This window comes from Rhizobium sp. CCGE531 (assembly GCF_003627795.1).
In the GTDB taxonomy this organism is placed as follows: domain Bacteria; phylum Pseudomonadota; class Alphaproteobacteria; order Rhizobiales; family Rhizobiaceae; genus Rhizobium.
In genome coordinates this window covers 2,990,994-3,015,215 of record NZ_CP032684.1, presented here as the reverse complement: position 1 = coordinate 3,015,215, position 24,222 = coordinate 2,990,994, and the positions used below count along the sequence as shown (strand labels likewise).

The following is a 24,222-nucleotide window of genomic DNA, read 5'->3' as shown; positions in this document are numbered from 1 at the left end:
AGGCATTGCGGTGGCGGAGTTGTTCGGGCGCCGCCACCGCTCACAGGAGCGGCTTAACTGCGCCGCGCCATGATCTCGGTCAGGACCGCATCGAACCGCGCGATCTCTTCGACCTTGTTATAATGCACCAGCGACACGCGGATGGCACCTGTTTCCATGGACAGGCCGAGGCGCTTCATCAAGCGCGGTGCGAACATGTGGCCGTCGCGCAGGCCGATGCGTTCTTTGCCCATTTCGTCGGCGAATTCCTGCGGCGTGATGCCGGGCATGTTGAAGCAGATGGTGGGCACGCGCTGCTCCAGGCGAGCCTCGTCGGAGATGCCGTAGATGGTGGCGCCGTGGCGCTTCAGCACGGCAATCATTTCGCGCGAAAGCATCAGCTCGTATTGGCGGATCGCACCCATGGCGGCTGCGAGCGCCTCGCGGCGGCTATGGTCGCCGGCAGGCAGGAACCGGCGGCCAAGCCCTTCGAGATATTTGACCGCGGCATTCATGCCGGCGACGTTCTCATAGGTGAAGGTGCCGACTTCGATCTTGTAGGGCGGCACATCGGGAATGAAGTCTTCCTTGAAGGTCGGCAGCTTGACCAGCGCGTCGTAGCGGCCCCAGAGGAAGCCCATATGCGGCGAGAAATTCTTGTAGCCGGAGCAGACGAGATAGTCGCAACCCCAAGCCTGAACGTCGATCAGGCCATGCGGGCCGTAATGGACGCAATCGAGGAAGGTTTCGGCACCGGCCGGCTGCGCGAGTTTACAGACGGCGGCAACGTCGACGATCGTGCCGATGGAATGCGCCGTGACGGTGCAGGCGACAAGGCGGGTCTTGTCGTTGAGCAGCGGCTTCAGATCTTCCGTATGCAGCGTGCCGTCCTCACGCATGCGCCACCACACGATCTTGGCGCCGTCTCCTTCCAGCGCCATCCAGGTGGCGATGTTGGCGTCGTGATCCATGTCGGTGACGACGATCTCGTTGCGCTCGCCAAGCAGCTTGGCAATGCCGAGGCTCACGAGGCGGATGAAGGAGGTGGCGTTCTGGCCGAAGGAGATTTCTTCCGGTCTGTAAGCATTCACCAGCATGGCGACGCTTTCGCGCGCCTCTTCCAGATTGCGGTCGACGCCCTGGCTGTGCTGGTATTTCGCCATGCGCTGCACGTTGAAATCGATGAGGTGATTGGCAACCGCATCCACCACCGTCTGCGGCACCTGCGCGCCGCCCGCATTGTCGAGAAAGACGAAATCACCGGCCTTCCGGATGGCCGGAAACATGGCGCGGACCTCGTCGACAGGGAAGCTGTTGTGACCGGCGAATTGCGATGCGGAAGGGGCGGAGCTCATGGGAATCTCGCTCTGGATGTTGGGTTTGAAACCTCGATTTTGATCATTTGATCACAAAGTACTTTAAGGTTCAACCAATTTCTAGATCTCCTTTGGAAGGCTCAGCGACGCGCCGAGCCGGAGCCCTTGCGCGGCTCGTCCTGCGTCGCCGGGCAATAATCCCTGAGGATTTCATGAGTGCGGCTGATATCGGCGACGACACCGTCGCGGGCTGCGGCGAAGTCCCCCGCCTTCAAAGCGTTGACGATGGCAACATGCTCGCCGGCGGGATCGAGCTCGCCGCTGCGCATCAAGGGCTCGACCGAGGCCGAGAGCATGCGCATGTAGGGGCCGAAGCGCAGCCACAAAGTTTCGATAAGCTGCAGCAGCACCTCGGAGCCGGAGGCGCGGTAGATGGTGAAATGGAACTGCTGGTTCTTGGCCATCAGGTCGTAGACATTGGCGCCGAGGCCGATCACATGCTGTTCGCCGGCAATGCGTTCGAGCGTTTCAATGTCTGTTGGGGTGAGGTTCGGCATGCCGAGTTCGGCGGCCAGGCCTTCCACGGCGATGCGGGCCCGGCAGAGATCGTCCAGCCGGGCGAGGGTGACGATCGGAATGCGGGCCGAGCCGTTGGCTGCGACCTCAAGCGCATTTTCGGCTGCCAGCCGGCGCAGGGCCTCGCGCACCGGCATGTTGCTGGTTCCGAAGGTTTCGGCGAGCGAGGCGATGGTCAGGGTCTGGCCGGGATCGAAATTGCCGGCCATGAGCGCGTTCTTGAGCTGCTGATAGACGCTCTCCTGGATCGTCGTTCTGGAGGACACCGGTTCCAGGGCTATGCGCACGCTCGCTTCCTTTTCGCTGCTCAGGACCCGTTCATGGTAGAACGAAGGGCGGGCGAAAGGAAAGGGTTTCGCAGAGCGGTGCTCAGGCCTCCTCAGGCTTCCAGCCCGCCTCATCTGTCGGATCGTTCTTCGCCGGGGCCCTTCGCAGGCCGAGGCCGACGCCGATGAGGGCAAGCGCGCCGCCGATCGCATGATAGGCATGCAGCTGTTCTCCAAGGAGCGCCCAGGCCAGAGCCGCGACGATAATGGGCAGGAGATTGATCAGCAGCGAGGTGCGGCTCGCGCCGAGCTTCTGAATGCCGATCATCCAGCAGAGCGGCGCGACGAGGGAGGTCGGGATCGCGGCATAGAGGATCAGCGGCAGATTGGCCGTGGTGACCGGCGAAATCTCGCCCATCAGGAAGATCGGGATCAGCAGCAGGGTCGAGAAACCGATCTGCCAGAAAAGCTGCTGCCACATCGGAATCGGCATCGCCCACCGTCTCAGCATCACCCCGTAAAGCGCATTCGAGAGGACGGCGATGATCATCAGGCCGTCGCCGATATGGAAGCCGCCATTCGCGAGCCGCATCGGGTCGCCTTGAGACGTCAGATAGATGAGCCCGATCAGGGAAATCACGCCGCCCGCCAGGCTGGCGATGCTCAATTTTTCGCCGGCAAGCAGGCTTGCGAAAATCGTCGACAGCAGCGGCATCAAAGCGATCATCACGCCCATATTGACGGCAGAGGTCGTCTTCGCCGCCTCATAGGCGAGGCTCTGGTAGATCACCATGCCAAGCGCGCCGAGAGTGGCGAGCTTCAGCCAATGCTGCCGGAGCAGGGCGCGGTTGCGCCATACGGCACGGCCGACGAAGGGCAGGAGCACGAGGAAGGCAAGCAACCAACGATAGAAGGAGATGGAGCCCGGCGAGATCACACCGGCGGACGCCTTGGTGACGACGGTATTGCCGGACCAGATCAGCACCGTCAGTAGCGGCGCAAGTCCGGCCGCGCTGACGATGGATGCGGAAGCGTTCGGCTGGGTGCTCATGTAACTGGTCTCCCGTCATCCCCGGGCTTGGGGCGAAATGAAGGAGGGCGGACATGGTTCGCCATCCCGAAGCTTTTCTATCGTCTGTCCGAATTCTGGTATATAGCGAGATTAAGACAACGGTAGCGAAATGAGGACATGTCCGTCAGGTCTCCACGCATCGAGGGTGATCCGCCGAATCCGGTTTCCTTCCGAACCGAGAATTATAGGGCAGGTACGGTTTTTCCCAAAAAGAGCCAGCCTTGGGGCGAGCTCAACTATGCCCTCATCGGTGTCTGCGAGTTCGACATTCAGGGCGTGCGCTATCTCTCGCCGCCGCATTATGCGATCTGGCTGCCGCCGGATACGATGCATGGCGCCTATAACCAGCATGACCTGCGCTATGTGACCGTCTATGTCGAACGCGCGCTCTGCCACGATCTACCGGACAAGCCTTCGACGCTCAGCATCAGTCCGCTGCTGAAGGCGATCCTAGCGGATTTCGCGGCTCGCGATGTCACCATGCCCGAAACAGCCGAGGATCTGCGGTTGGCTCAGGTTCTGGTCGACCAGATTCGCCTGGCGCCACGCTGCGAAAGCTATCTGCCGCTCTCCGACGATCCGCTGCTCGGGCCGGTGCTGAGTGCGCTGCAGGCCGATCCCGGCGACCGGCACTCCCTCTCGGAATGGGCGCGCAGGATGGGAACGACCGAGCGTACTTTGTCGCGCCGATGCCAGGACGATCTTGGCCTTTCCTTTAACGAATGGCGCCAGCGGCTGAAACTCGTTGCCGCGCTGTCGCTGATCGAGGCCGGCGAGCCGGTGCACCGGATCGCAGCGCAATTGGGCTACAGCAACGCTTCCGCCTTCATCGCCATGTTCCGCAGGCTGACGGGCACCAGCCCGACGCAGATGCGATAGGTCTCAGGGCATTTCCAGGAAAAGTGCGCAGCGGTTTTCCGTCCGGAATGCGCAATGAAGCAAGAAGATAGAGCGTTTTCGCGGTTCGAAGAAAAGCGGAAATGCTCTACGGTTCGATCAAGACGATCTCCAGCTTGCGCAGCTCTTCCGGATCGGCCATCGCGCTGATGGTCGCGACCATGCCGTCTTGGCCGACGGTGAAGTGAAGGGCAATGCGCAACTGCCCGCCGATCACCACGATGGCGCCGACCGCGCCGTTGATGACGGCGAGCCGGGCTGCCTGCGCGCGGCCGTGGAAGGTCTTGGCGACGTCGGCGCGCCCGCGGATTTCGCTGACGGAGCCCATGCGTGCCGCAACCGCATCCGGACGGAAGACCGCCTCGGGATCGAGGACGGCAAGGAGCGCCTGCATGTCGCCATGACGCGAGGCGGTGAAGAAGGCATCGACGACGTGGCGCTGGCGGGTGAGATCGGCCTCGGTCGCTGACGGCGTGTCTTGCACGCGGCGGCGGGCGCGGCTTGCAAGCTGACGTGTCGCGACGGTGGTGCGGCCGACGATGGGGGCGATCTCGTCGAAAGATACGTCGAACATATCGTGCAGAACAAAGGCGAGCCGTTCGGCCGGGTTTAGTTTTTCCAGCACGACAAGGAGGGCAAGACCGACGGAATCGGCCAGCAATGCATCCTGTTCCGGGTCGGTGCCGGCTCCGGCTTCATGCATGACCATCGGTTCGGGGATATGGACTGTCAGCGGCTCCTCGCGGCGGGATTTACGGGCACGCAGCAAGTCGAGGCAGATGCGCGCCGCGACCGTCGTCAGCCATCCGCTCAGATTTTCGATGTCCGAGGTGTCGCTCCGGACCAGGCGCAGCCATGCTTCCTGTACTGCATCTTCGGCCTCTGTCCGCGAGCCGAGCATGCGGTAGGCAACCGCGCGCAGATGCGGCCGGTTCGCCTCGAATTTTTCAACCTGCCACTTTTTTTCGTCCATCGGTCACATTCCCTCATCGCGTTTCGTCAGACCCATGACGAGTGAAATCCGGCCGGTGTGACAGCGGATCGGCAGGAAAATGCATCGTCAGGACTTGAGCCGCAACAATGCTCTCACAATCAGAGGAAATAGATATGCAAGCTCGTATGAAGAACCCAGCCCTCGTTCTGCCCGAAACGCTTCAGGCGCTTCTGGCCGTCAGCAATTCGATCAAGGATCAGGGTCTTTCGGAAAATATCATGGACCTCGTGCATCTGCGCGTCAGCCAGATCAACGGCTGCAGCGTCTGCACGGATATGGGCTTTCGCAAGCTCCAGAAGGCCGGCGAGACGATGGAGCGGATCGTCGGCGTCTCCGCCTGGCGCGAAATGCCCTATTTCTCGGATGCCGAGCGCGCGGCTCTGGCGCTTGGAGAAGCGGCCACGCGGCTTGCCGACCGGGCGGATGCCGTCAGCGACGAGATCTGGAGCGAGGCAGCAAAACATTTCGACGAAAAGGCACTGTCGGCCCTGATAGTCTCGATCGCGATCGACAATGTCTGGAATCGCCTGAACGCGACGGTCCGCCAGCAGGCAGGCGCATCCTGGAACTGATCGTCCGCAATGAGCGCCACCTTCTTCTCACAGCATAGGGAAGAAGGTGGTCTGCATTTTCAAGCCTCGCCCACTCGCGAGGTCACCAGCAATTTCGCCATCCAGTCTACGAAGACACGCACCTTGTTGCTGAGGTGCCGGTTGGGCGGATAGACGATGTGCAGGGGCAATGACGGCCGGGTCCAGCCGGAAAGAATGGGAACGAGCTCGCCGCTTGCAAGCGCGTCCCGAGCCATGAAGCTGGGAACTTGCGCGATGCCGAGCCCCATCAATGCCGCCTGGAGATAGCTGCGGCTGTCATTCACCGAGAGGATGTAGCGCGGGCTGATTTCCAGTGCCTCGTTGCCGTGTTCGAACAGGAATGGAATCGTACGGCCGGTTTGCGCGCGAAAATAGCTGACCGCATAATGGCTGGTTTCCAGATCCTCCGGCCGTTCCGGGAAGCCATGCTTCTCGATGTAAAGCGGAGCCGCGCAGGTGACGAGGTGTATTTCACCGACACGGCGGGCAATCAGAGATTGGTCGCTCGGCATGCCGGCGCGGAGCGCGCAATCGACATTCTCGGCCAGATAATCCACCAGACGGTCGCCGACGCCGAGGTCGATATGGATATCGGGATAGCGTTGATGGAAATCGCACAACGCCGGCATGACGATCTTCTCGGCGAAGGCGCCGGCCATTTCGACGCGCAGGCGCCCGCTCGGCAGGCTCTGCGAATTGCTGATGCTGCCGTCCAGCTCTTCTATTTCCGAAAGGATCTGAACCGCGCGTTCGTAATAGAGCGCACCGTCCGTCGTCACCATGACGCGCCGAGTCGTGCGGTTAAGAAGCTTGGCATGCAGATGCGCCTCAAGCGACTGGATGAGCGTCGTCACCGTCGCCTTCGGCATGGAAAGGGCGGCCGCGGCGCGGGTGAAATTACCCGTTTCCACCACGCGCGCGAATGCCCGCATTGCTGATAACTGATCCATTTCGATGATGTCCCTGGACCGTAAAGAAAAGAAGTCGATTGTTTGTAATCGTGAATAGTCTGATCGAATATAGGCTACTTATTCTCGAAGCGGAATAACAATATGTTTTTATCGTGATTGTTGCAATGCGGCATGGGGGCGCCAAAGACCGCATTCGAGAATGTGATTGCAAAGCGTGATAGACCGCTTCTGAATTGAATCATATTCGCTCGAGCAGACAAGGATTTGGGTCGATGAGTGCGCCGTGGAAAGATGTTGTGCTGGAAAACGTGCCTACGGGGCCCGTGGAAGCCCGGATCTACAACGGCGAAGGTTTGAAGAAGGCGGCACCTCTTGTGCTTTATCTGCACGGCGGCGCTTTCCTCGACACCGATCATGCGACCGACAGACCAGTGGCGATAAGCCTCGCCGAGGCTGGTGCCATCGTGGTTGCCGCGGATTATACCAGCGGCAATCAGAATGCTTTTCCGAAGGTGCTCGAATGCGCCTACGGGATTCTCGCTTATCTCAGCAACAAGCGGAACATGCTTGCGCTGGGTGGAGCGAAAAAATCGCTGCTGTTTGTCGCCGGAGAGGAATCGGGTGGCAATGTTGCAGCGGGTGTCGCTTTAAAGGCGCGCGATCAGATGCCCGGTTCGTTGGACGGACAGGTGCTGATTTCGCCTTTGCTTGATCCTTTCATGGGATCGAAATCTTTCCTCCAGGCGGAGGAAAGCGGCATGCGCGAGCGCTGGACGGACGGCTGGAACCGATACCTGGGCTTCCTGGGCGGTGTCTGCCACCCTTATGCAGCGCCTCGATACTGTTCGCGGCTTTCGGGCCTCGCGCCGGCATTGGTGCTCACGGCCGAGGACGACCCGCTCCGCGACGAGAGCATGGAATACGGCAGCCGGCTGAAAGCAGCCGGCGTCCGTGTTCGCCAGCAAGTCCTTCCCGCCGGGACAGGCTGGCCCACTCTCTACGGCGGGCAGTCGAAAGACAGGCCTTCGTGGCAGCAGGACATCTGTTGCTGTTTCAAGGGTTTTGTCGAAGACGTGCAGGCTTGATCGACCAGCGTATCCTGTCCGCGAGAGACAAGCGCGAATTGGATGAGGCGTCGAAGGCATGAGACCGGAGCGGTGGTCACGCGGATGCGCGACGCTTCGGCCCCCGATTTTATTGAGACAATAGGAATTTTCGGTCCCGTGTCCCAAGACGGGGCCAAAGGAGAGACCAACATGAAGTCCAACGGTAAGAGCTGGGCCCTGTGGGGCGCCGGCATGGGTGTTGCTGCGGCTGTTGCAGGCGCGGCTTTTTATCTGGAGCTGCCGCGCGGCGCTCAGGCAACGGAGACGGCCAGCAAGGCGGCACCGCCGGCGATCCCCGTCACCGTTGCGGCTGTCGAGCCGCGCGACGTGACCTCCTGGCAGGAATTTTCCGGCCGGCTCGAAGCCATCGACCGAGTGGAAATCCGGCCGCGTGTGGCCGGTGCAATCCAGTCCGTGCATTTCCGTGAAGGCGCCTTGGTCAAGCAGGGCGACCTGCTTGTCACGATCGATCCCGCACCCTATGAGGCGGCCGTCGCCCAGGCCCAGGCCCAGGTCGGAGCAGCAAAGGCAAGGCTCAATCTGACCCAGGTCGAAGTTGGCCGCGGGCAGAAGCTCTTCGACAACAAGACCATTTCGCAGAGCGACATGGACACGCGCACAAGCAACTATGCCGAGGCCGAAGCCAACCTGAAGGCGGCGCAAGCAGCCTTGCAGACGGCGCAGTTGAACCTCGACTATACGCAGGTCCGCGCTCCGATCGCCGGCCGCGTCGGCAAGATCGCCGTCACAGTCGGCAATCTCGTCGCTGCCGGTTCGTCTTCGCCGGCACTGACGACGCTTGTTTCGGTCGATCCGATCTATGCAAGCTTCAATGCGAACGAGCAGACGGTCACCCAGGCGCTGTCCGAGCTGCCCACCAGCAATGGTGTGGCTCCGCCGGTGGAGCAGATTCCGGTCCAGATCGGGACGGCAAGCGATAACGGCACGCCGATCAAGGGCAAGTTGCAGTTGATCGACAATGAAGTCGATGCGGCGAGCGGCACCGTCAGCGTTCGCGCCGTGTTCGACAATCCGGGCGGTCGTCTCATCCCCGGTCAGTTCGTGCGGGTCCGCATGGGCCAGCCGAAGGCCGAGAACAAGCTGCTCATCAGCGAGCGTGCGATCGGCACCGACCAGGACAAGAAGTTCGTCTTCGTAGTCAGCGCGGACAACAAGGTCGAATATCGTCCGATCAGCCTTGGCGACAGCTCCGACGGCATGCGCATCGTCACATCTGGCCTGAATGCCGGTGACCGGATCATCGTCAACGGCCTGCAGCGGGTTCGCCCGGGCGCCGTGGTCGATCCGAAGCTGGAAGAGAAGGTCGCCGCCAAATAATTATTCGGCCGGAAGGCTTAGCTTCCGGCCGCCATTCCAAGTCTCGATTTTGCAATGCTCGTGGCGCCCCTGTGGGCCTCGGGCCTGGACCTCGTGTCCCTTGATTCACTCGTGGAGAGGGTTCTGCCATGAACATCTCAAGATTTTTCGTCGACCGTCCGGTGTTCGCCGGCGTGCTATCGATCCTCATCGTGGTCGCCGGCCTGATCGGTCTCCGGCTGCTGCCGATTTCCGAATATCCGGAAGTCGTGCCACCGTCGATCGTCGTCACCGCGCAATATCCGGGCGCCAACCCCAAGGTCATCGCCGAAACGGTGGCAACGCCGATCGAGGAGCAGATCAACGGCGTCGAAGGCATGCTCTACATGAGCAGCCAGGCGACATCGGACGGCCTGCTCACGCTGACCGTCACCTTCAAGCTCGGCACCGACCCGGACAAGGCGCAGCAGCTCGTGCAGAACCGCGTCTCGCAGGCAGAGCCCCGCCTGCCGCAGAACGTGCGCGATCTCGGCATTACCACCGTCAAGAGCTCGCCCGACCTGATGATGGTGGTCAACCTCATCTCGCCGGACAATCGCTACGATATTACCTATCTGCGCAACTACGCCACGCTGAATATCAAGGACCGGCTCGCCCGCCTCGACGGTGTCGGCCAGGTTCGCGTGTTCGGATCGGGCGACTACTCGATGCGTGTCTGGGTCGACCCGCAGAAGGCGGCCGAGCGCGGTCTTGCCGCAAGCGACATAGCCAATGCCATTCGCGCGCAGAACATCCAGGCAGCCGCCGGCATCATTGGCCAGTCGCCGAGCGTTCCCGGCATCGACGTTCAGCTGAACGTCAACGCCCAGGGCCGTCTGACGACGCCGGAGGAATTCGGCAATATCATCGTCAAGAGCGGCAGCAACGGCGAGATCACGCGCCTGCGCGATGTCGCCCGCATCGAGCTCGGCGCGGCCGATTATTCGCTGCGTTCGCTGCTCGACAGCAAGCCGGCAGTCGCTATTCCGGTCTTCCAGTCGCCGGGCTCCAACGCGATCACCATCTCGGACAACGTCGTCAAGACGATGAACGAGCTGCAGACCGCGATGCCCGACGGCGTGAAATACGAAATCGTCTACGACACCACGCAGTTCGTGCGCGCATCGATCGACAAGGTCGTGCATACGCTGCTGGAAGCGATCGCGCTCGTCGTCGTCGTCGTCATCCTGTTCCTGCAGACATGGCGCGCCTCGATCATCCCGCTGATCGCCGTTCCGGTCTCGATCATCGGTACCTTCGCCGTGATGTATGTCTGCGGGTTCTCGATCAACGCACTCAGCCTCTTCGGCCTGGTGCTGGCGATCGGTATCGTCGTTGATGATGCCATCGTGGTCGTCGAGAACGTTGAACGAAACATCGAGAATGGCCTCAGCCCGCGCGACGCGACCTATCGCGCCATGAAGGAAGTCTCCGGTCCGATCATCGCGATCGCGCTGGTGCTGGTCGCCGTCTTCGTGCCGCTGGCCTTCATTTCCGGCCTGTCGGGCCAGTTCTATCGTCAGTTCGCGCTGACGATCGCTATCTCGACCGTCATCTCCGCCTTCAACTCGCTGACCTTGTCTCCGGCCCTGGCGGCGATGCTCTTGAAGGATCACCATGCGCCGAAGGATATGCTGACGCGCGTGATGGACGTGGCGTTCGGCTGGTTCTTCCGCGGCTTCAACAAGGTCTTCCATCGCGGCTCTTCTGCTTATGGTAAGGGCGTCGGCGGCATCCTGTCGGTGAAGAGCCTGGTCATGGTCGTCTATCTCGCCTTGATCGGCGCGACCTACTACCTGTTTCAGGCCGTCCCCGGCGGCTTCGTGCCGCAGCAGGACAAGCAGTATCTGATCGGCTTTGCCCAGCTGCCTGATGGCGCCACCCTCGACCGCACGGATGACGTCATCCAGCGGATGAGCAAGATCGCGCTGGAACAGCCCGGCGTCGAACATGCGATCGCCTTCCCGGGCCTGTCGATCAACGGCTTCACCAACTCCTCCAACGCCGGCATCGTCTTCGTGACTTTGAAGGCATTCGAAGAGCGCACGACGCCCAATCTGTCGGGTGGAGCGATCGCCATGCAGCTGAACCACAAGTTCGGCGCGATCCAGGATGCCTTCATCGCCATGTTCCCGCCGCCGCCCGTCCAGGGCCTCGGCACGACCGGCGGCTTCAAGCTGCAGATCGAGGACCGTGCCGGTCTCGGCTACCAGGCGCTCGACGGGGCCAACAAGGCGTTCCTCGCCAAGGCCTACCAGACGCCGGAGCTAACGGGCATCTTCTCGAGCTACCAGATCAACGTGCCGCAGCTGTTTGCCGATCTCGATCGCGCCAAGGCCGAACAGCTGGGTGTCTCGGTGACTGACGTCTTCGATACGCTGCAGATCTATCTGGGTTCGCTCTACGTCAACGACTTCAACGCTTTCGGCCGTACCTACAGCGTGCGTGTGCAGGCGGACGCCCAGTTCCGTTCGCATGCAAGCGATATCGGCCAGTTGAAGGTTCGCTCGGCGTCGGGCCAGATGATCCCGCTGTCGGCATTGCTGAAGGTCGACGCCAGCACCGGGCCGGAACGGACGACGCGCTACAACGGCTTCCTCGCCGCCGATATCAACGGCGGTCCGGCGCAGGGCTTCTCCTCCGGCCAGGCACAGGCTGCCGTCGAGAGGATCGCCAACGAGACGCTGCCTCCGGGCATCGGCTTCGAATGGACGGAACTGACCTATCAGCAGATCCTGGCCGGCAGTTCGGGCATCGTCATCTTCCCGCTGGCCCTGCTGCTCGTCTATCTCGTGCTGGCAGCTCAGTATGAAAGCGTGAGCCTGCCGCTTGCGATCGTCATGATCGTGCCGATGGGTGTGCTGGCCGCCTTGACGGGCGTCTGGCTGACGGGCGGCGATAACAACATCTTCACGCAGATCGGCTTGATGGTGCTGGTGGGGCTCTCGGCGAAGAACGCGATCCTGATCGTGGAATTCGCCCGCGAGCTGGAGTTCGACGGCCGCAAGCCGGTCCAGGCCGCGATCGAGGCCAGCCGCTTGCGCCTGCGCCCGATCCTGATGACCTCCATGGCCTTCATCATGGGTGTCGTGCCGCTGGTCACCTCGACCGGCGCCGGTGCCGAGATGCGCGCCGCCATGGGTGTCGCGGTGTTTGCCGGCATGATCGGCGTCACCTTCTTCGGCATCTTCATGACGCCGGTCTTCTACGTGCTGATCCGCAGCGTGACGGGCAATCGTCCGCTGAAGCAGCACCCTCACAACGACAACGACCATTCGGCGGAGGTACTCCCGATCGCCGCCGAATAGGAGGCCGCGCCTACTGCATAATTCCTTAAATCGGGATCGATTTAAGGATAAAATTATGCAGCAGATTAAAAGTGCTACAGCGACCTTTGCGCGTCATATATGACGCGCGGCGCTTTAGCGGCACTCCAGTGCTCGACATGTCACGGGCGGGACCGAAAGGTCCCGCCTTTTTCATGAGCCAATATTTTCGTCTTAGCTAATTTACCATTCTTTCGAAGAATTTGCCGCACGATAGCCAATTTCCTTTGCATGCTGTCTCCAGAGGTTTATCAAGCTCTTGGATGAGTTGATTGACGTACGTCGGGCGTGGGGAGACGCCTCGCGGATCCGGGGCATTGAGGTCGGCAGCGGGCGGAAGATCGTCGCCGAATCCGTCGGCACGACGAAGGCGCTCCGCTTCCGGTTTCGGTGTCCGATGCGTTTCAATTCGGAGGATATTTTATGCACGGCAGAAAGATCGCTTTTCTCGGTACGGGATTGATGGGTGCCCCGATGGCGCGGCGGCTGCTCGCTACCGGTTTCGCGGTGACCGTCTGGAATCGCGACCGCAGCAAGGCGGAGCCTCTGGCTGCCGATGGCGCGACCGTCGTGGATACGGCGGTCGAGGCGGCGCGAGGAGCATCCGTTCTTTTCACCATGCTGACCAACGGCGGCGCCGTCGGCGAGGTCCTGTTCGGCGGCGGTGTAGCCGAAGCGCTGGAAGTCGGCGCGATCGTGATCGACAATAGTTCCATATCGCCCGCGGTCGCCCGCGAACATGCGGGCAAGCTCGCCGAGCGCGGCATTCGTCATATCGATGCTCCGGTCTCCGGCGGTGTCGTGGGCGCCGAGGCTGGAACGCTTGCGATCATGGCCGGCGGCGATGTCGAGGTGATAGACAGCGTTCGCGATATCATGGCGCCTCTTGGACGCGTGACCCGCGTCGGCCCCAGCGGAACGGGCCAGCTTGCAAAGCTCGGCAATCAGCAGATCGTTGCCGTCACCATCGGAGCCGTCGCGGAGGCGATGCTGCTCGTCGAGGCGGGCGGCGGTTCGCGCGAGGCATTCCGTGCCGCCATTCGCGGCGGTTTCGCCGAAAGCCGCATCCTGGAGCTGCATGGTCAGCGCATGATCGAGCGCAACTTCGAACCGGGCGGAACCGCCCGTAATCAGCTGAAGGATCTCGATGCGGTCCTAGCGGCGGCGGAGAGTCTCGCCCTCTATCTCCCTTTGACCGAAGCTGTGAGAGCCGAATTTGCCGAATTCGTCGAGCATGGCGGCGGCGAGCAGGATCACAGCGGTTTGCTGCAGCATCTGGAAGACAAGAATGCCCGAGGAAAGGCTTGAAGAAGAGATGAGCGATAAGGGTGCATCCAAGCGTCGTCTGCGTTCGCAGGACTGGTTCGATAATCCGGATCATATCGATATGACGGCTCTCTATCTCGAGCGCTTCATGAACTACGGCATCACGCCGGAGGAGCTGCGGTCCGGCAAGCCGATCATCGGCATTGCCCAGAGCGGCAGCGATCTCACGCCCTGCAATCGTCATCACCTCGACCTTGCCAAGCGCGTGCGCGACGGCATCCGCGATGCCGGCGGCATTCCGATCGAATTTCCGACCCATCCGATCTTCGAGAACTGCAAGCGTCCGACGGCGGCACTCGACCGCAATCTCGCCTATCTCGGTCTGGTGGAAGTGCTCTATGGTTATCCGCTCGATGGCGTCGTGCTGACGACCGGCTGCGACAAGACCACGCCATCGGCGCTGATGGCTGCCTCGACCGTCAATATTCCCGCCATCGTTCTCTCGGGCGGTCCGATGCTCGATGGCTGGCATGAGGGCGAGCTTGCCGGCTCCGGCACCGTGATCTGGCGGTCGCGCCGCAAGCTGGCGGCGGGCGAGATCGACGAAGAAGAATTCATGGAGGCGTCGCTCGCCTCGGCGCCCTCGATCGGCCATTGCAACACCATGGGAACGGCTTCGACCATGAATGCCATGGCCGAGGCGCTCGGCATGTCGCTGACCGACTGCGCCGCCATTCCCGGCGCCTATCGCGAGCGCGGCCAGATGGCCTACCGCACCGGACGGCGTGCCGTCGAGCTGGTTCTCGCCGATATCAAGCCTTCGGACGTGCTGACGCGCGAGGCTTTTCTCAACGCCATCCGCGTCAACTCCGCCATCGGCGGCTCGACGAATGCGCAGCCGCATCTGGCGGCAATGGCGAAGCATGCCGGCGTCGAACTTTATCCCGACGACTGGCAGGTGCATGGCTTCGATATTCCGCTGCTCGCCAATGTGCAGCCGGCAGGCGCCTATCTCGGCGAGCGTTTCCATCGCGCCGGCGGCGTTCCGGCTATTATGTGGGAGCTGCTGCAGGCCGGCAAGCTGGATGGGAGCTGTCCGACCGTGACAGGCAGCACGATGGCGGAGAATTTGAAGGGCCGGGAGGCGACCGATCGCGAGGTCATCCGCCCCTTCGCCGAGCCGCTGAAGGAGCGTGCCGGCTTCCTCGTCCTCAAGGGCAATCTGTTCGATTTCGCCATCATGAAGATGAGCGTCGTATCGGAGGAGTTCCGCAGCCGTTATCTGCGGGAGCCGGAGCATGAAGGCGTGTTCGAGGGCCGGGCTGTCGTCTTTGACGGATCGGAGGATTATCACAAGCGCATCAACGATGCCGATCTCGGTATCGATGAGAACACGATCCTCGTCATTCGCGGCGCAGGGCCGATCGGCTGGCCGGGTTCGGCCGAGGTCGTCAACATGCAGCCGCCGGATGCGCTTCTGAAGCGGGGTATCCGCAGCTTGCCGACGATCGGCGACGGCCGCCAGTCGGGTACGGCCGACAGCCCTTCCATTCTCAATGCATCGCCGGAAAGTGCCGCCGGCGGCGGCCTTGCCTGGCTCAGGACCGGCGACATCATCCGCATCGATTTCAATCACGGCCGCTGCGACATGCTGGTGGACGAGACGGAAATCGAGCGCCGCAAGGGAGATGGCATTCCGGCCGTTCCGCCGGATGCGACGCCATGGCAGCGGATCTATCGCCGTTCGGTCACCCAGCTTTCCGATGGCGCCGTCCTCGATGGCGCGGCCGATTTCCGCAATATCGCCGCAATACCGCCGAGGCATAATCACTAAGGCCGGATTGAGATTTTAGGTCTATTCGATCTAAAATCTCAATCCGCGCCAGCATCAAACGGGCAGGGCATGATATCATCCGAAAACTGCTTACACTTTTCGGCATCATACTCTGGTCGAGATATCGAAAAACTGCTGGCTGAACAACAATGCGCTACCATTAAAGTTCGTGAAAGGGAGTAGTGCATATATACTTGGCAGCAGTTATGCGGTCCCTTCAGTTTCCGAACGGGGTGGAGCTCTTTGGCCGAGACGACATCAGGGCGAAGCGAGGAAGAGTTCCAGGACCTTTTGAGAAGGCTGGAGCTGGCGCTGGAGGCGTCTCAAATCGGCGTCTGGCAGCATAACGTCAACGAACAGGAGCTGCTCTGGGACCAGCAGATGCACAAGCTCTACGCGACCGGGCGCCACAATCGCCGGGTTTCCTCCAATGTCTGGTTTAAGGCGTTGCATCCCGAGGATCATGAAAGGGCGAACAACGACTTCCAGGTCGCGCTCGAGGGGAAGGGCTTCTACAACTCGCAGTTCCGGATCATTCTGCCCAGCGGTGAGGTGCGTCATCTGCGCTCGCGCGCTCATTACTATGAAGATGCCGATGGCGCGCCTTCCTTCATCGGCGCCGAATGGGATGTAACCGCCGACGTATTGCTCAATCGCGAGCTGACCAGCCAAAAGGCCATTGCCGAAGCCCGCGCCGTTGCGCTGGAGCAGAGCCGCGCGCGAATCGAGCATGCCGCCGATCACGATTATCTCACCGGCCTTCCGAACCGGCGCTATTTCGATCGGCGGTTGGCCGAATTGCGCAACGACGCGTCCGTCGAGACGTTGGCCGTGCTCCACATCGATCTCGTCGGGTTCAAGGAGATCAACGACAAATGGGGTCATGCGGCCGGCGACGCGACATTGCAGAGTGCTGCCGCGCGCGTATCCGGAGCCATAACCGCCAACGACATCGTCGCGCGTATCGGCGGCGATGAATTCGTGGCTGCTCTGGTGAATGTCGGCAACGCCGAGAGGCTGGAAGCGATCGCGAATGATATTTTCTGGCGATTGCGACGCGAGGTGCGTTTCGGCAATGAGATGCTGAAGATCGGTGCCTCGATCGGCGTGGCCATGAGCGAGGCCGGCAGCGCCGGCAATCTGCTGGCGGAATCCGATGTCGCGCTTTTCCAGGCCAAGAAGCTCGGCCGCAACCGGGTAGAGTTCTTCACGCCGAAGCTGCAATCCGACCTGCATGCGGAGCGTCAGCTGGCCGACGAATTGCGTTTGGCGCCGGTGCTGTGTCAGATCGAGCCCTTCTATCAGATTCAGGTGGATGCCCGCAGTCGCCGCATTGTCGGATTGGAGGCGCTCGCGCGTTGGCGGCATCCGGAAAGGGGATTGTTGAGCCCGATCGCCTTCCTGAAGGTGGCCGATGAATACGGGCTCACCGCCGAAATCGATGCGGCCGTCCTGAAGCGCGCGCTTACCGACCGGTCGGACTGGGTGTCGCAGGGTCTCTCGCCGCCGCGCATTGCCGTCAATATTTCCGGACGCCGGCTCGCCGATCCGGATCTGATCGAAGGGTTGAAGGCGCTCAGGATACCCCGCAACGCCATCGCCTTCGAACTGGTCGAAACCATCTTTCTCGATGCTCCCGACGACCGGGTGCTCGCCAATATCGCCGGCATCAAGGAGATGGGGATCGATATCGAGATCGATGATTTCGGCTCCGGCCATGCGTCGTTGATCGGCTTGGTTACACTGAAGCCGAAGCGGTTGAAGATCGATCGGCAACTGGTGACGGCGGTAACGGTGTCCGACGAACAGCGCCGGCTTGTCGGCTCCATCGTCGACATCGCGCGGGCCTTGAATGTCGAGGTCGTTGCCGAAGGGGTCGAGACCGAAGAACATGCGCGCATCCTGGCCGAAGTCGGTTGCGACGAACTTCAAGGCTATGCCATCGGCTATCCGGCTTCGGGAAACGAGATTGCCGCATTGCTGAAAGCGGCTGTCGTCATGGACAAGAGCCGACCGACGGCGGGCGCGCGTGCTACTGGATCTGCAAGGCGACGATCAAACCGTAGCTAATGACGGCGAGCATCAGCAGCGACAGCGTCGCGGCAGCAATGACCCGGCCGCCCGCATGCGCGACGGAGCGGATATTCACGGACAGGCCGAGTGCCGCCATGGCGATGACGGTCAGGATGCCCGACACCACCTCCATCGGGGCAATCAGCGCATCCGGAATGAGGCCGAAGGAGCGCAGCGCCATCAGCCCAAGAAAGCCGCAGATGAACCAGGGCACAAGCGATTGATGGCTGCTGCCCTGTTCGCCGGCGCCGGCCGCTTCGGCCTTGGTGGCGATGCCGAGCAGAAAGATCACGGGACCCAGCATCAGGACGCGGACGAGCTTGACCAGCGTGCCGGTCTGGACAGCGAGCAGGCCGACGGGCGCGGTCGCGGCCAGCACCTGCGGCACCGCGTAGACGGTCAGTCCGGCCAGGGTTCCGTATTGCGGCACGCTCATGCCGAGGTGGAAATAAAGAAGCGGCAGCAGAAACACGGCCGCAATGCCAAGGACGGCGGTAAAGGCGAGTGCTGCGGCGATCTCCTGCGAATCCGCCTCGATCACGGGAGCAACGGCCACGATGGCCGAGTTGCCGCATATCGAGTTGCCGCAGGCGATCAGCGTTGCCAGCTTCGGCGGCAAGCCAAGCGCCCGTCCGATGACGTAAGTGGCGGCGATCGACAAAATGACGACGATGGCGATGCCGGCGATCAGCCAGACGCCGGCGCCGCGAATGGCGGAGAGGCTGATGGAGGCGCCGAGAAGCACGATGGCGATTTCCAGCAGGATCTTGGCGCTGAAATCGATGCCCGGCTTCATGGCGGGCTTCAGCGGCTTGAGAGTGCAGACGGCGATGCCGAGCGCGATGGCGAGCACCAGGCTTTCGATCCATCGGCCCCCGAACAGGCCGACTTCGACATGCTCGCCGGCATAGGCGAATAGGGCCACGGCACAGGTGAGTGCAAGGCCGGGAAGGATGGTGTTTGCGCGTTGAGCAAGAGACATATCGTGCCGTCGTTCGTTTGTCATGCTTGGGTGACGGCGGGAAAGTCTCACCTGTCGATGTCGACATCCATCGAATATTATCCTATGTTTCATTCGATAAATTAGAATGATTTCCCATGACCTTCGAGCAACTCGCAATTTTCGTCGCCGTCGCCGAGCGAGAACATCTGACCAATGCCGCGGAAGCCATCCACCTGACGCCTTCGGCGGTCAGTTCGGCGATCAAGAACCTTGAGGCCTATTACAGGGTGGAGCTGTTTCACCGGGTCGGGCGGCGGATCGAGCTGACGGAGACCGGGAGGTCCTTCCTAGGTGAAGCCAAGGCGACGCTTGCGCGCGTGCGCGCGGCGGAACTCATGCTGTCCGAACTTGGTGGGTTGCAGCGCGGCCGGCTCAGCCTCTATGCGAGCCAGACCATCGCCAGCTACTGGTTGCCGCCGCTGCTGATGCGGTTTCATCGCGATTATCCCGGCATCGAGCTGGATCTGACGATCGGCAACACGCGAACCGTCACGGAAGCCGTCATCGATGGTGCTGCCGAACTAGGCTTCATCGAGGGTGAAGTGGACGCGCCGGCTCTCTCGATGAAGATCGTCGCGCAGGATGCGCTCGTCATCGTCGTGCCGCCGCATCATCCCTGGGCGGATGGACGGCAGCTGACCGTCGCCGATCTCGCTAACGGCACCTCCTGGGTGATGCGGGAGGAGGGCTCGGGCACGCGTTCGGAATTCGAGAGCGCGGTCGTTGGGTTTGGGGCGTCGCCGCGCGATCTCGACGTGGCGCTCGTCTTGCCGTCGAATGAAGCGGTGCTATCCGCCGTCTGTGCCGGGGAAAGTGCTGCGGCTATTTCCAGTGCTGCGGCGAGAGCCTATCTCGGGCAAGGACTGCTGGTGCAGGCGGCATTCGATCTGCCGGCCCGCAGCTTCCGGCTGCTGCGCCACAAAGAGCGCCATGCCAGCAAGGCGGCCCAGACGCTGGAGGCGATGTGTAAGGATTAAGTAGATTCAACACATTCCCGAAGCGGATACCGGCAGTAGCTGATAGCGCCAGCCTTCAATCTATCGCCGCTCCACCCGCTGCCGGTTGGCGACAACGAGTTCGATATTGTTGCGCTCCAGCATGGCGCGAATGTCTGATGGCGGTGTGTCGTCGGTGACCAGTTTGTCGAACATGGCCGGTTCGCTGAGGACGATGGGTGCGCTGCGTCCGAATTTGGCGCTGTCGGCGACGATGATGCAGTTTTCGGCGCGGCCGGCCGCTTCCCGGGAATATTCCGCTTCTTCGAGGTCGTGCAGCATGAAGCCGGAAGTGGCGTTGATGGCGCCGACCGACAGGATGGCATGACGTATGTTGAAGCGGCGCAGGAAATTGGCGGCCTCCATGCCGAAGGCGCCGCCGTCGTGCCCGCGCAGCTCGCCGCCGGCGAAGAAGACCCGGTTGCCGTTGCGGGTTGCGAGCGCGTGAGCGACTGCGACGGCATTGGTGACGACGAAGAGGTTCTGGTGCTTCTGCAACGCGACGGCGATGAAGGCCGTGGTTGAGCCGACATCGAGGAAGAGTGCGTCTCCATCCTCGATCATGGATGCGACGGAGGCGGCGATCATCCGCTTGGCTTCCGCATTCTCGTTCATGCGCAGATGCAGCGGCGGCTCGATCATCGAGTCCTTGATGTGGACCCCGCCATGTACCTTGGTCACGAGCCCGTTGGCCTCGAGGCTGCGGATGTTGCGGCGAATGGTTTCTTCGGAAACGCCGAGCCGTTCGGCCAGGAACTGGATGCGGCTCGCGCCGCCGGCCAGGCGCAGTTCCTCCAGAATCTCGCGTTCGCGATGATTAGAGTGAAGCGGTGGCTGGGATATGCCCGACATGGTTCCTGATCCTATTGAGGGTATTGATCCCGAAATGTGCATGAGTTCCGAAATAACCACTCCCGTCGCCGCCAGAGGCGTCAACGCGCACGGGCTTGATCCGGTTGCCTCGCGCCTGAGTTTTTAAGACAAATCTCACCCACGGTGAAGCGCTCTCTTTGCGATATCCATAGCTCATCCAGTTCGAGCTTCCTTTCTAATCCAACAAAAAGCCAAATATTCGTTTCATTTTGTGGGGCGCCCTTGACAGCTTCGCTTTTGTAAGGAACCTTTCTCGTCCGAAGGATGCTCAGCAGTGGTGCCGGAGGGGGAATGACTGCGACGCCGGAAGACAGGATCCATTCTCTCGGCATCTGGCGCGGGCCGATCGAGATCGCCCCGCTGGTCGGGGGCATCACCAATCGCAACTATCTGGTCGGCAATGCGGGGCGACGCTTCGTCGTGCGGCTGGGTGAGGATATTCCCGTCCATCATATCAGCCGCGCCAACGAGGTGGCGGCGAGCAGGGCCGCCCATGCCGCGGGCCTCTCGCCCGCCGTCATCCATCACGAGTCCGGCATACTGGTGCTTGACTATATCGACGCAAAGCCGCTGTCGGCCGATGATATAGGTGAGCCCGCAATGATGGCCCGCGTCGTGGCGCTTGTCCGGTCTTGCCATCGCGATGTCGGCAGGCTTTTTCGCGGGCCGGCGGCGATCTTCTGGGTCTTCCATGTGGTCAGGGATTATGCGGCCGTTCTCAAGGCCGGCGGTAGCCGGCACGGGCCGATGCTGCCTTCCTTCCTGGAGATCGCCGAGCGGCTTGAACGCGAGGCCGGTCCCTTCGAGATCGCCTTCGGCCACAATGATCTGCTTGCCGCGAACTTCCTCGACGATGGCACGCGGCTTTGGCTGATCGATTGGGATTATGCCGGCTTCAACACGCCGCTCTTCGACCTCGGCGGCCTCGCCTCCAACAATGAATTTTCCGAAGCACAGGAAGAGGCGATGCTGGAAGCCTATTTCGAGGCTGGTGCCAGCGACGATCTGCGCCGCCGCTATCAGGCGATGAAATGCGCCTCACTCCTGCGCGAGACGATGTGGAGTATGGTTTCGGAAATCCATTCCGACATCGATTTCGATTATTCTTCCTATACAGCTGAAAATCTGCGGCGCTTCGAAAGCGCCTGGCAGAGCTTTCGCAATTCTTGAGGTGACGCGATGAAGGAACTGCCGACCACAGCAAAGACCGTCGTCATCGGCGGCGGCATCATCGGCTGCTCGACGGCCTACCATCTCGGCAAACTCGGCTTCACCGATACGGTGCTGCTGGAGCGCAAGAAGCTGACCTCGGGCACGACGTTCCATGCCGCCGGTCTCGTCGGCCAGCTGCGCACCAGCGCCAATATCACGCAGATGCTCGGCTATTCGGTCGATCTCTACAAGAAGCTCGAAGCGGAGACGGGGCTTGCCACCGGCTGGAAGATGAATGGGGGCTTGCGCCTTGCCTGCAACGAGGAGCGCTGGACGGAGGTCAAGCGGCAGGCGACGACGGCGCAATCCTTCGGCCTGCAGATGCATCTGCTGACGCCGCAGGAGGCGCGCGATCTCTGGCCGCTGATGGATGTCGACGACCTCGTCGGCGCCGCCTTCCTGCCGACGGATGGGCAGGCCAATCCTTCCGATATTACCCAGGCGCTGGCGAAGGGTGCGCGCATGAGCGGTGTCTCGATCTTCGAGGATACCGAGGTTCTCGATCTGGAGATCGACAAGGGCCGGATCCGCGCCGTCATCACCGAGAGGGGGCGCATCGAATGCGAGCGCGTCGTGGTCTGCGCCGGACAATGGACGCGGACGTTTGCTGCCCGTTTCGGCGTCAATGTGCCGCTCGTCTCGGTCGAGCATCAATATCTCATCACCGAATCCTTCGGCGTGCCCTCCAACCTGCCGACGCTGCGCGACCCGGATAGGCTCACCTACTACAAGGAGGAGGTCGGCGGGCTGGTCATGGGCGGCTATGAACCCAATCCCATCCCCTGGGCGCTCGACGGTATCCCGAAGGATTTCCACTACACGCTGCTCGACAGTAATTTCGATCATTTCGAGCAGATCATGGAACAGGCGCTGATGCGTGTGCCGGCGTTGCAGACGGCCGGCGTCAAGCAGCTGCTGTGCGGTCCGGAGAGTTTTACGCCCGATGGCAACTTCATTCTCGGCGAAGCGCCGGAGGTGAGGAACTTCTTCGTCGGCGCCGGCTTCAATGCCTTCGGCATAGCCTCCGCCGGCGGGGCCGGCATGGCGTTGGCCGAATGGGTCGCCAAGGGCGAGCCGCCCTACGACCTGTGGCCTGTCGATATCAGGCGTTTCGGCCGTCCGCATTTCGATACCGACTGGGTTCGCACCCGCACGCTGGAGGCCTATGGCAAGCACTACACCATGGCCTGGCCCTTCGAGGAGCATTCCAGCGGCCGGCCCTGCCGCAAGTCGCCGCTTTACGATCGCCTGAAGGCGCAGGGGGCCTGCTTCGGCGAAAAGCTCGGCTGGGAACGGCCGAACTGGTTTGCCGATCTCTTTGCAGGCGAGGAGCCGAAGGATATCTATACCTACGGCCGTCAGAACTGGTTCGATGCCGTCGGCCGAGAGCATAAGGCTGTACGCGAGGCGGCCGTTATCTTCGACCAGACCTCCTTCGCCAAATTCGTGCTGAAAGGCAGGGATGCCGAGGCGGCAGTGTCGTGGATTGCCGCCAATGATGTCGCCAAGCCTGTGGGTGCCTTGACCTATACTCAGATGCTGAACGACCGGGGCGGCATCGAATGCGATGTCACCGTCGCCCGCATCGCGGAGAACGAATTCTACATCACCACGGGCACCGGTTTCGCCACGCATGATTTCGACTGGATCGCGCGCAATATTCCGGCTGACTTGCATGCGGAGTTGGTGGATGTCACCTCCGCCTATTCGGTGCTGTCGCTGATGGGACCGAAGTCGCGTGCGATCCTGCAGGCCGTGACCTCGGCCGATGTTTCGAATGCTGCGTTCCCCTTCGGCAAGGTGAAGACCGTTGGCATTGCCGGTTGCCCCGTCAGGGCGCTGCGCATCACCTATGTCGGCGAACTCGGTTATGAGCTGCATGTGCCGGTCGAATATGCCGCCACCGTCTATGATGGGTTGATGGCGGCCGGGCGCGAACACGGCCTCATCAATGCCGGCTATCGCGCCATCGAGAGCTGCCGGCTGGAGAAGGGCTATCGCGCCTGGGGCTCCGATATCGGGCCGGATCATACGCCCATCGAAGCTGGGCTTGGCTGGGCGGTGAAGACGAAGAAGGACATCGCATTCCGTGGCCGCGAGGCGATCGAGCGGCAGCTCGCTTCGGGCGTGAAGAAGATGCTTGCCTGCTTCGTGCCAGACGATCCCGAAATCGTGCTTCTCGGCCGCGAAACGATCTATCGCGATGGTCAGCGCGTCGGCTGGCTGTCGAGCGGCGGCTACGGCTACACGATCGGCAAGGCCATCGGCTACGGCTATGTCCGCGATCCCGGCGGTGTCACCGAGGATTTCGTGCTTTCCGGCCGCTATGAGCTCGATGTCGCGCAGAGCCGCGTGGCGTGCCGGGTGTCGCTGAGGCCGCTTTATGATCCGCAGATGGCGCGGATCAAGGGGTGATTGCGGGCGGGAAGAACCGGCTTTTTGGCATGTTTAAGTGGAATGGTGCTGCAAATGCTACTAGCCTTGCTCTCAGGCTAAGAGATTGGTCTGGATGCGTCATTAGCAGATTGTAACCTGCGACCAACGCCGGCTGTGCGGCCAGATTTTGCGGCACCC

Annotated in this window: 18 protein-coding genes; 11 read left to right on the top strand and 7 right to left on the bottom strand. The window is 61.7% G+C overall.

Annotation, left to right across the window (positions count from 1 at the left end; genetic code table 11):
• Positions 1-53: 53 nt before the first annotated feature.
• The 3 genes from CCGE531_RS14700 to CCGE531_RS14690 all read right to left on the bottom strand — a co-directional run bounded on the left by CCGE531_RS14700 (position 54) and on the right by CCGE531_RS14690 (position 3,188).
• Entirely contained in the window at positions 54-1,334 is a 1,281-nt protein-coding gene (locus CCGE531_RS14700; RefSeq protein ID WP_120664834.1) for a cysteine desulfurase-like protein, read from the bottom strand.
• A 101-nt stretch (positions 1,335-1,435) separates the two neighbouring features.
• Positions 1,436-2,158, bottom strand: coding sequence for a GntR family transcriptional regulator (locus CCGE531_RS14695; protein ID WP_120664833.1), 723 nt, complete (start codon positions 2,156-2,158; stop codon positions 1,436-1,438).
• Between the two features lie 82 nt (positions 2,159-2,240).
• The gene (locus CCGE531_RS14690) at positions 2,241-3,188 is read right to left on the bottom strand and encodes a DMT family transporter (RefSeq protein WP_120664832.1); all 948 of its coding nucleotides are present in this window, start codon (positions 3,186-3,188) and stop codon (positions 2,241-2,243) included.
• 138 nt (positions 3,189-3,326) lie between these two features.
• Between CCGE531_RS14690 and CCGE531_RS14685 the strand changes: the two genes are divergently transcribed.
• Positions 3,327-4,088, top strand: coding sequence for a helix-turn-helix transcriptional regulator (locus CCGE531_RS14685; RefSeq protein ID WP_120664831.1), 762 nt, complete (start codon positions 3,327-3,329; stop codon positions 4,086-4,088).
• A gap of 106 nt (positions 4,089-4,194) precedes the next feature.
• Here the strand turns inward: CCGE531_RS14685 and CCGE531_RS14680 are convergent, their stop codons facing one another.
• Entirely contained in the window at positions 4,195-5,079 is an 885-nt protein-coding gene (locus CCGE531_RS14680; protein WP_120664830.1) for a sigma-70 family RNA polymerase sigma factor, read from the bottom strand.
• A 134-nt stretch (positions 5,080-5,213) separates the two neighbouring features.
• Between CCGE531_RS14680 and CCGE531_RS14675 the strand changes: the two genes are divergently transcribed.
• The gene (locus tag CCGE531_RS14675; protein WP_120664829.1) at positions 5,214-5,672 is read left to right on the top strand and encodes a carboxymuconolactone decarboxylase family protein; all 459 of its coding nucleotides are present in this window, start codon (positions 5,214-5,216) and stop codon (positions 5,670-5,672) included.
• A gap of 59 nt (positions 5,673-5,731) precedes the next feature.
• On the opposite strand, the gene CCGE531_RS14670 is transcribed toward CCGE531_RS14675, so the two are convergent.
• Positions 5,732-6,643 carry a LysR family transcriptional regulator gene (locus CCGE531_RS14670; protein ID WP_120664828.1) on the bottom strand — a complete coding sequence of 304 codons (912 nt, stop codon included), beginning with the start codon at positions 6,641-6,643 and terminating at the stop codon, positions 5,732-5,734.
• A 233-nt stretch (positions 6,644-6,876) separates the two neighbouring features.
• Between CCGE531_RS14670 and CCGE531_RS14665 the strand changes: the two genes are divergently transcribed.
• From CCGE531_RS14665 to CCGE531_RS14640, 6 genes are all read left to right on the top strand, one after another.
• Positions 6,877-7,689: an alpha/beta hydrolase gene (locus tag CCGE531_RS14665; protein WP_120664827.1), complete on the top strand. Its 813-nt coding sequence runs from the start codon at positions 6,877-6,879 to the stop codon at positions 7,687-7,689.
• A gap of 171 nt (positions 7,690-7,860) precedes the next feature.
• The gene (locus CCGE531_RS14660) at positions 7,861-9,048 is read left to right on the top strand and encodes an efflux RND transporter periplasmic adaptor subunit (RefSeq protein ID WP_120664826.1); all 1,188 of its coding nucleotides are present in this window, start codon (positions 7,861-7,863) and stop codon (positions 9,046-9,048) included.
• A gap of 128 nt (positions 9,049-9,176) precedes the next feature.
• Positions 9,177-12,374 carry an efflux RND transporter permease subunit gene (locus tag CCGE531_RS14655; RefSeq protein ID WP_120664825.1) on the top strand — a complete coding sequence of 1,066 codons (3,198 nt, stop codon included), beginning with the start codon at positions 9,177-9,179 and terminating at the stop codon, positions 12,372-12,374.
• Positions 12,375-12,815: 441 nt separating this feature from the next.
• Positions 12,816-13,700: an NAD(P)-dependent oxidoreductase gene (locus CCGE531_RS14650; protein ID WP_120664824.1), complete on the top strand. Its 885-nt coding sequence runs from the start codon at positions 12,816-12,818 to the stop codon at positions 13,698-13,700.
• Between the two features lie 7 nt (positions 13,701-13,707).
• Positions 13,708-15,492 carry an IlvD/Edd family dehydratase gene (locus CCGE531_RS14645; RefSeq protein ID WP_120666852.1) on the top strand — a complete coding sequence of 595 codons (1,785 nt, stop codon included), beginning with the start codon at positions 13,708-13,710 and terminating at the stop codon, positions 15,490-15,492.
• 243 nt (positions 15,493-15,735) lie between these two features.
• The gene (locus CCGE531_RS14640) at positions 15,736-17,562 is read left to right on the top strand and encodes an EAL domain-containing protein (RefSeq protein ID WP_120664823.1); all 1,827 of its coding nucleotides are present in this window, start codon (positions 15,736-15,738) and stop codon (positions 17,560-17,562) included.
• On the opposite strand, the gene CCGE531_RS14635 is transcribed toward CCGE531_RS14640, so the two are convergent.
• Complete coding sequence (locus CCGE531_RS14635; RefSeq protein ID WP_120664822.1) at positions 17,525-18,547, bottom strand: YeiH family protein; 1,023 nt, start codon at positions 18,545-18,547, stop codon at positions 17,525-17,527. The genes CCGE531_RS14640 and CCGE531_RS14635 overlap by 38 nt on opposite strands.
• A 116-nt stretch (positions 18,548-18,663) precedes the next feature.
• Between CCGE531_RS14635 and CCGE531_RS14630 the strand changes: the two genes are divergently transcribed.
• Positions 18,664-19,545 (top strand): LysR substrate-binding domain-containing protein, encoded by an 882-nt coding sequence (locus tag CCGE531_RS14630; RefSeq protein ID WP_120664821.1) that lies wholly within the window; start codon positions 18,664-18,666, stop codon positions 19,543-19,545.
• Between the two features lie 60 nt (positions 19,546-19,605).
• On the opposite strand, the gene CCGE531_RS14625 is transcribed toward CCGE531_RS14630, so the two are convergent.
• Positions 19,606-20,415 carry a DeoR/GlpR family DNA-binding transcription regulator gene (locus CCGE531_RS14625; RefSeq protein ID WP_120664820.1) on the bottom strand — a complete coding sequence of 270 codons (810 nt, stop codon included), beginning with the start codon at positions 20,413-20,415 and terminating at the stop codon, positions 19,606-19,608.
• A gap of 312 nt (positions 20,416-20,727) precedes the next feature.
• Here CCGE531_RS14625 and CCGE531_RS14620 point away from each other — a divergent pair, with 312 nt between their 5' ends.
• Both CCGE531_RS14620 and CCGE531_RS14615 read left to right on the top strand, forming a co-directional pair.
• Positions 20,728-21,606 (top strand): choline/ethanolamine kinase family protein, encoded by an 879-nt coding sequence (locus CCGE531_RS14620; protein ID WP_120664819.1) that lies wholly within the window; start codon positions 20,728-20,730, stop codon positions 21,604-21,606.
• Positions 21,607-21,615: 9 nt separating this feature from the next.
• Positions 21,616-24,063: an FAD-dependent oxidoreductase gene (locus tag CCGE531_RS14615; protein ID WP_120664818.1), complete on the top strand. Its 2,448-nt coding sequence runs from the start codon at positions 21,616-21,618 to the stop codon at positions 24,061-24,063.
• Positions 24,064-24,222: the final 159 nt, after the last annotated feature.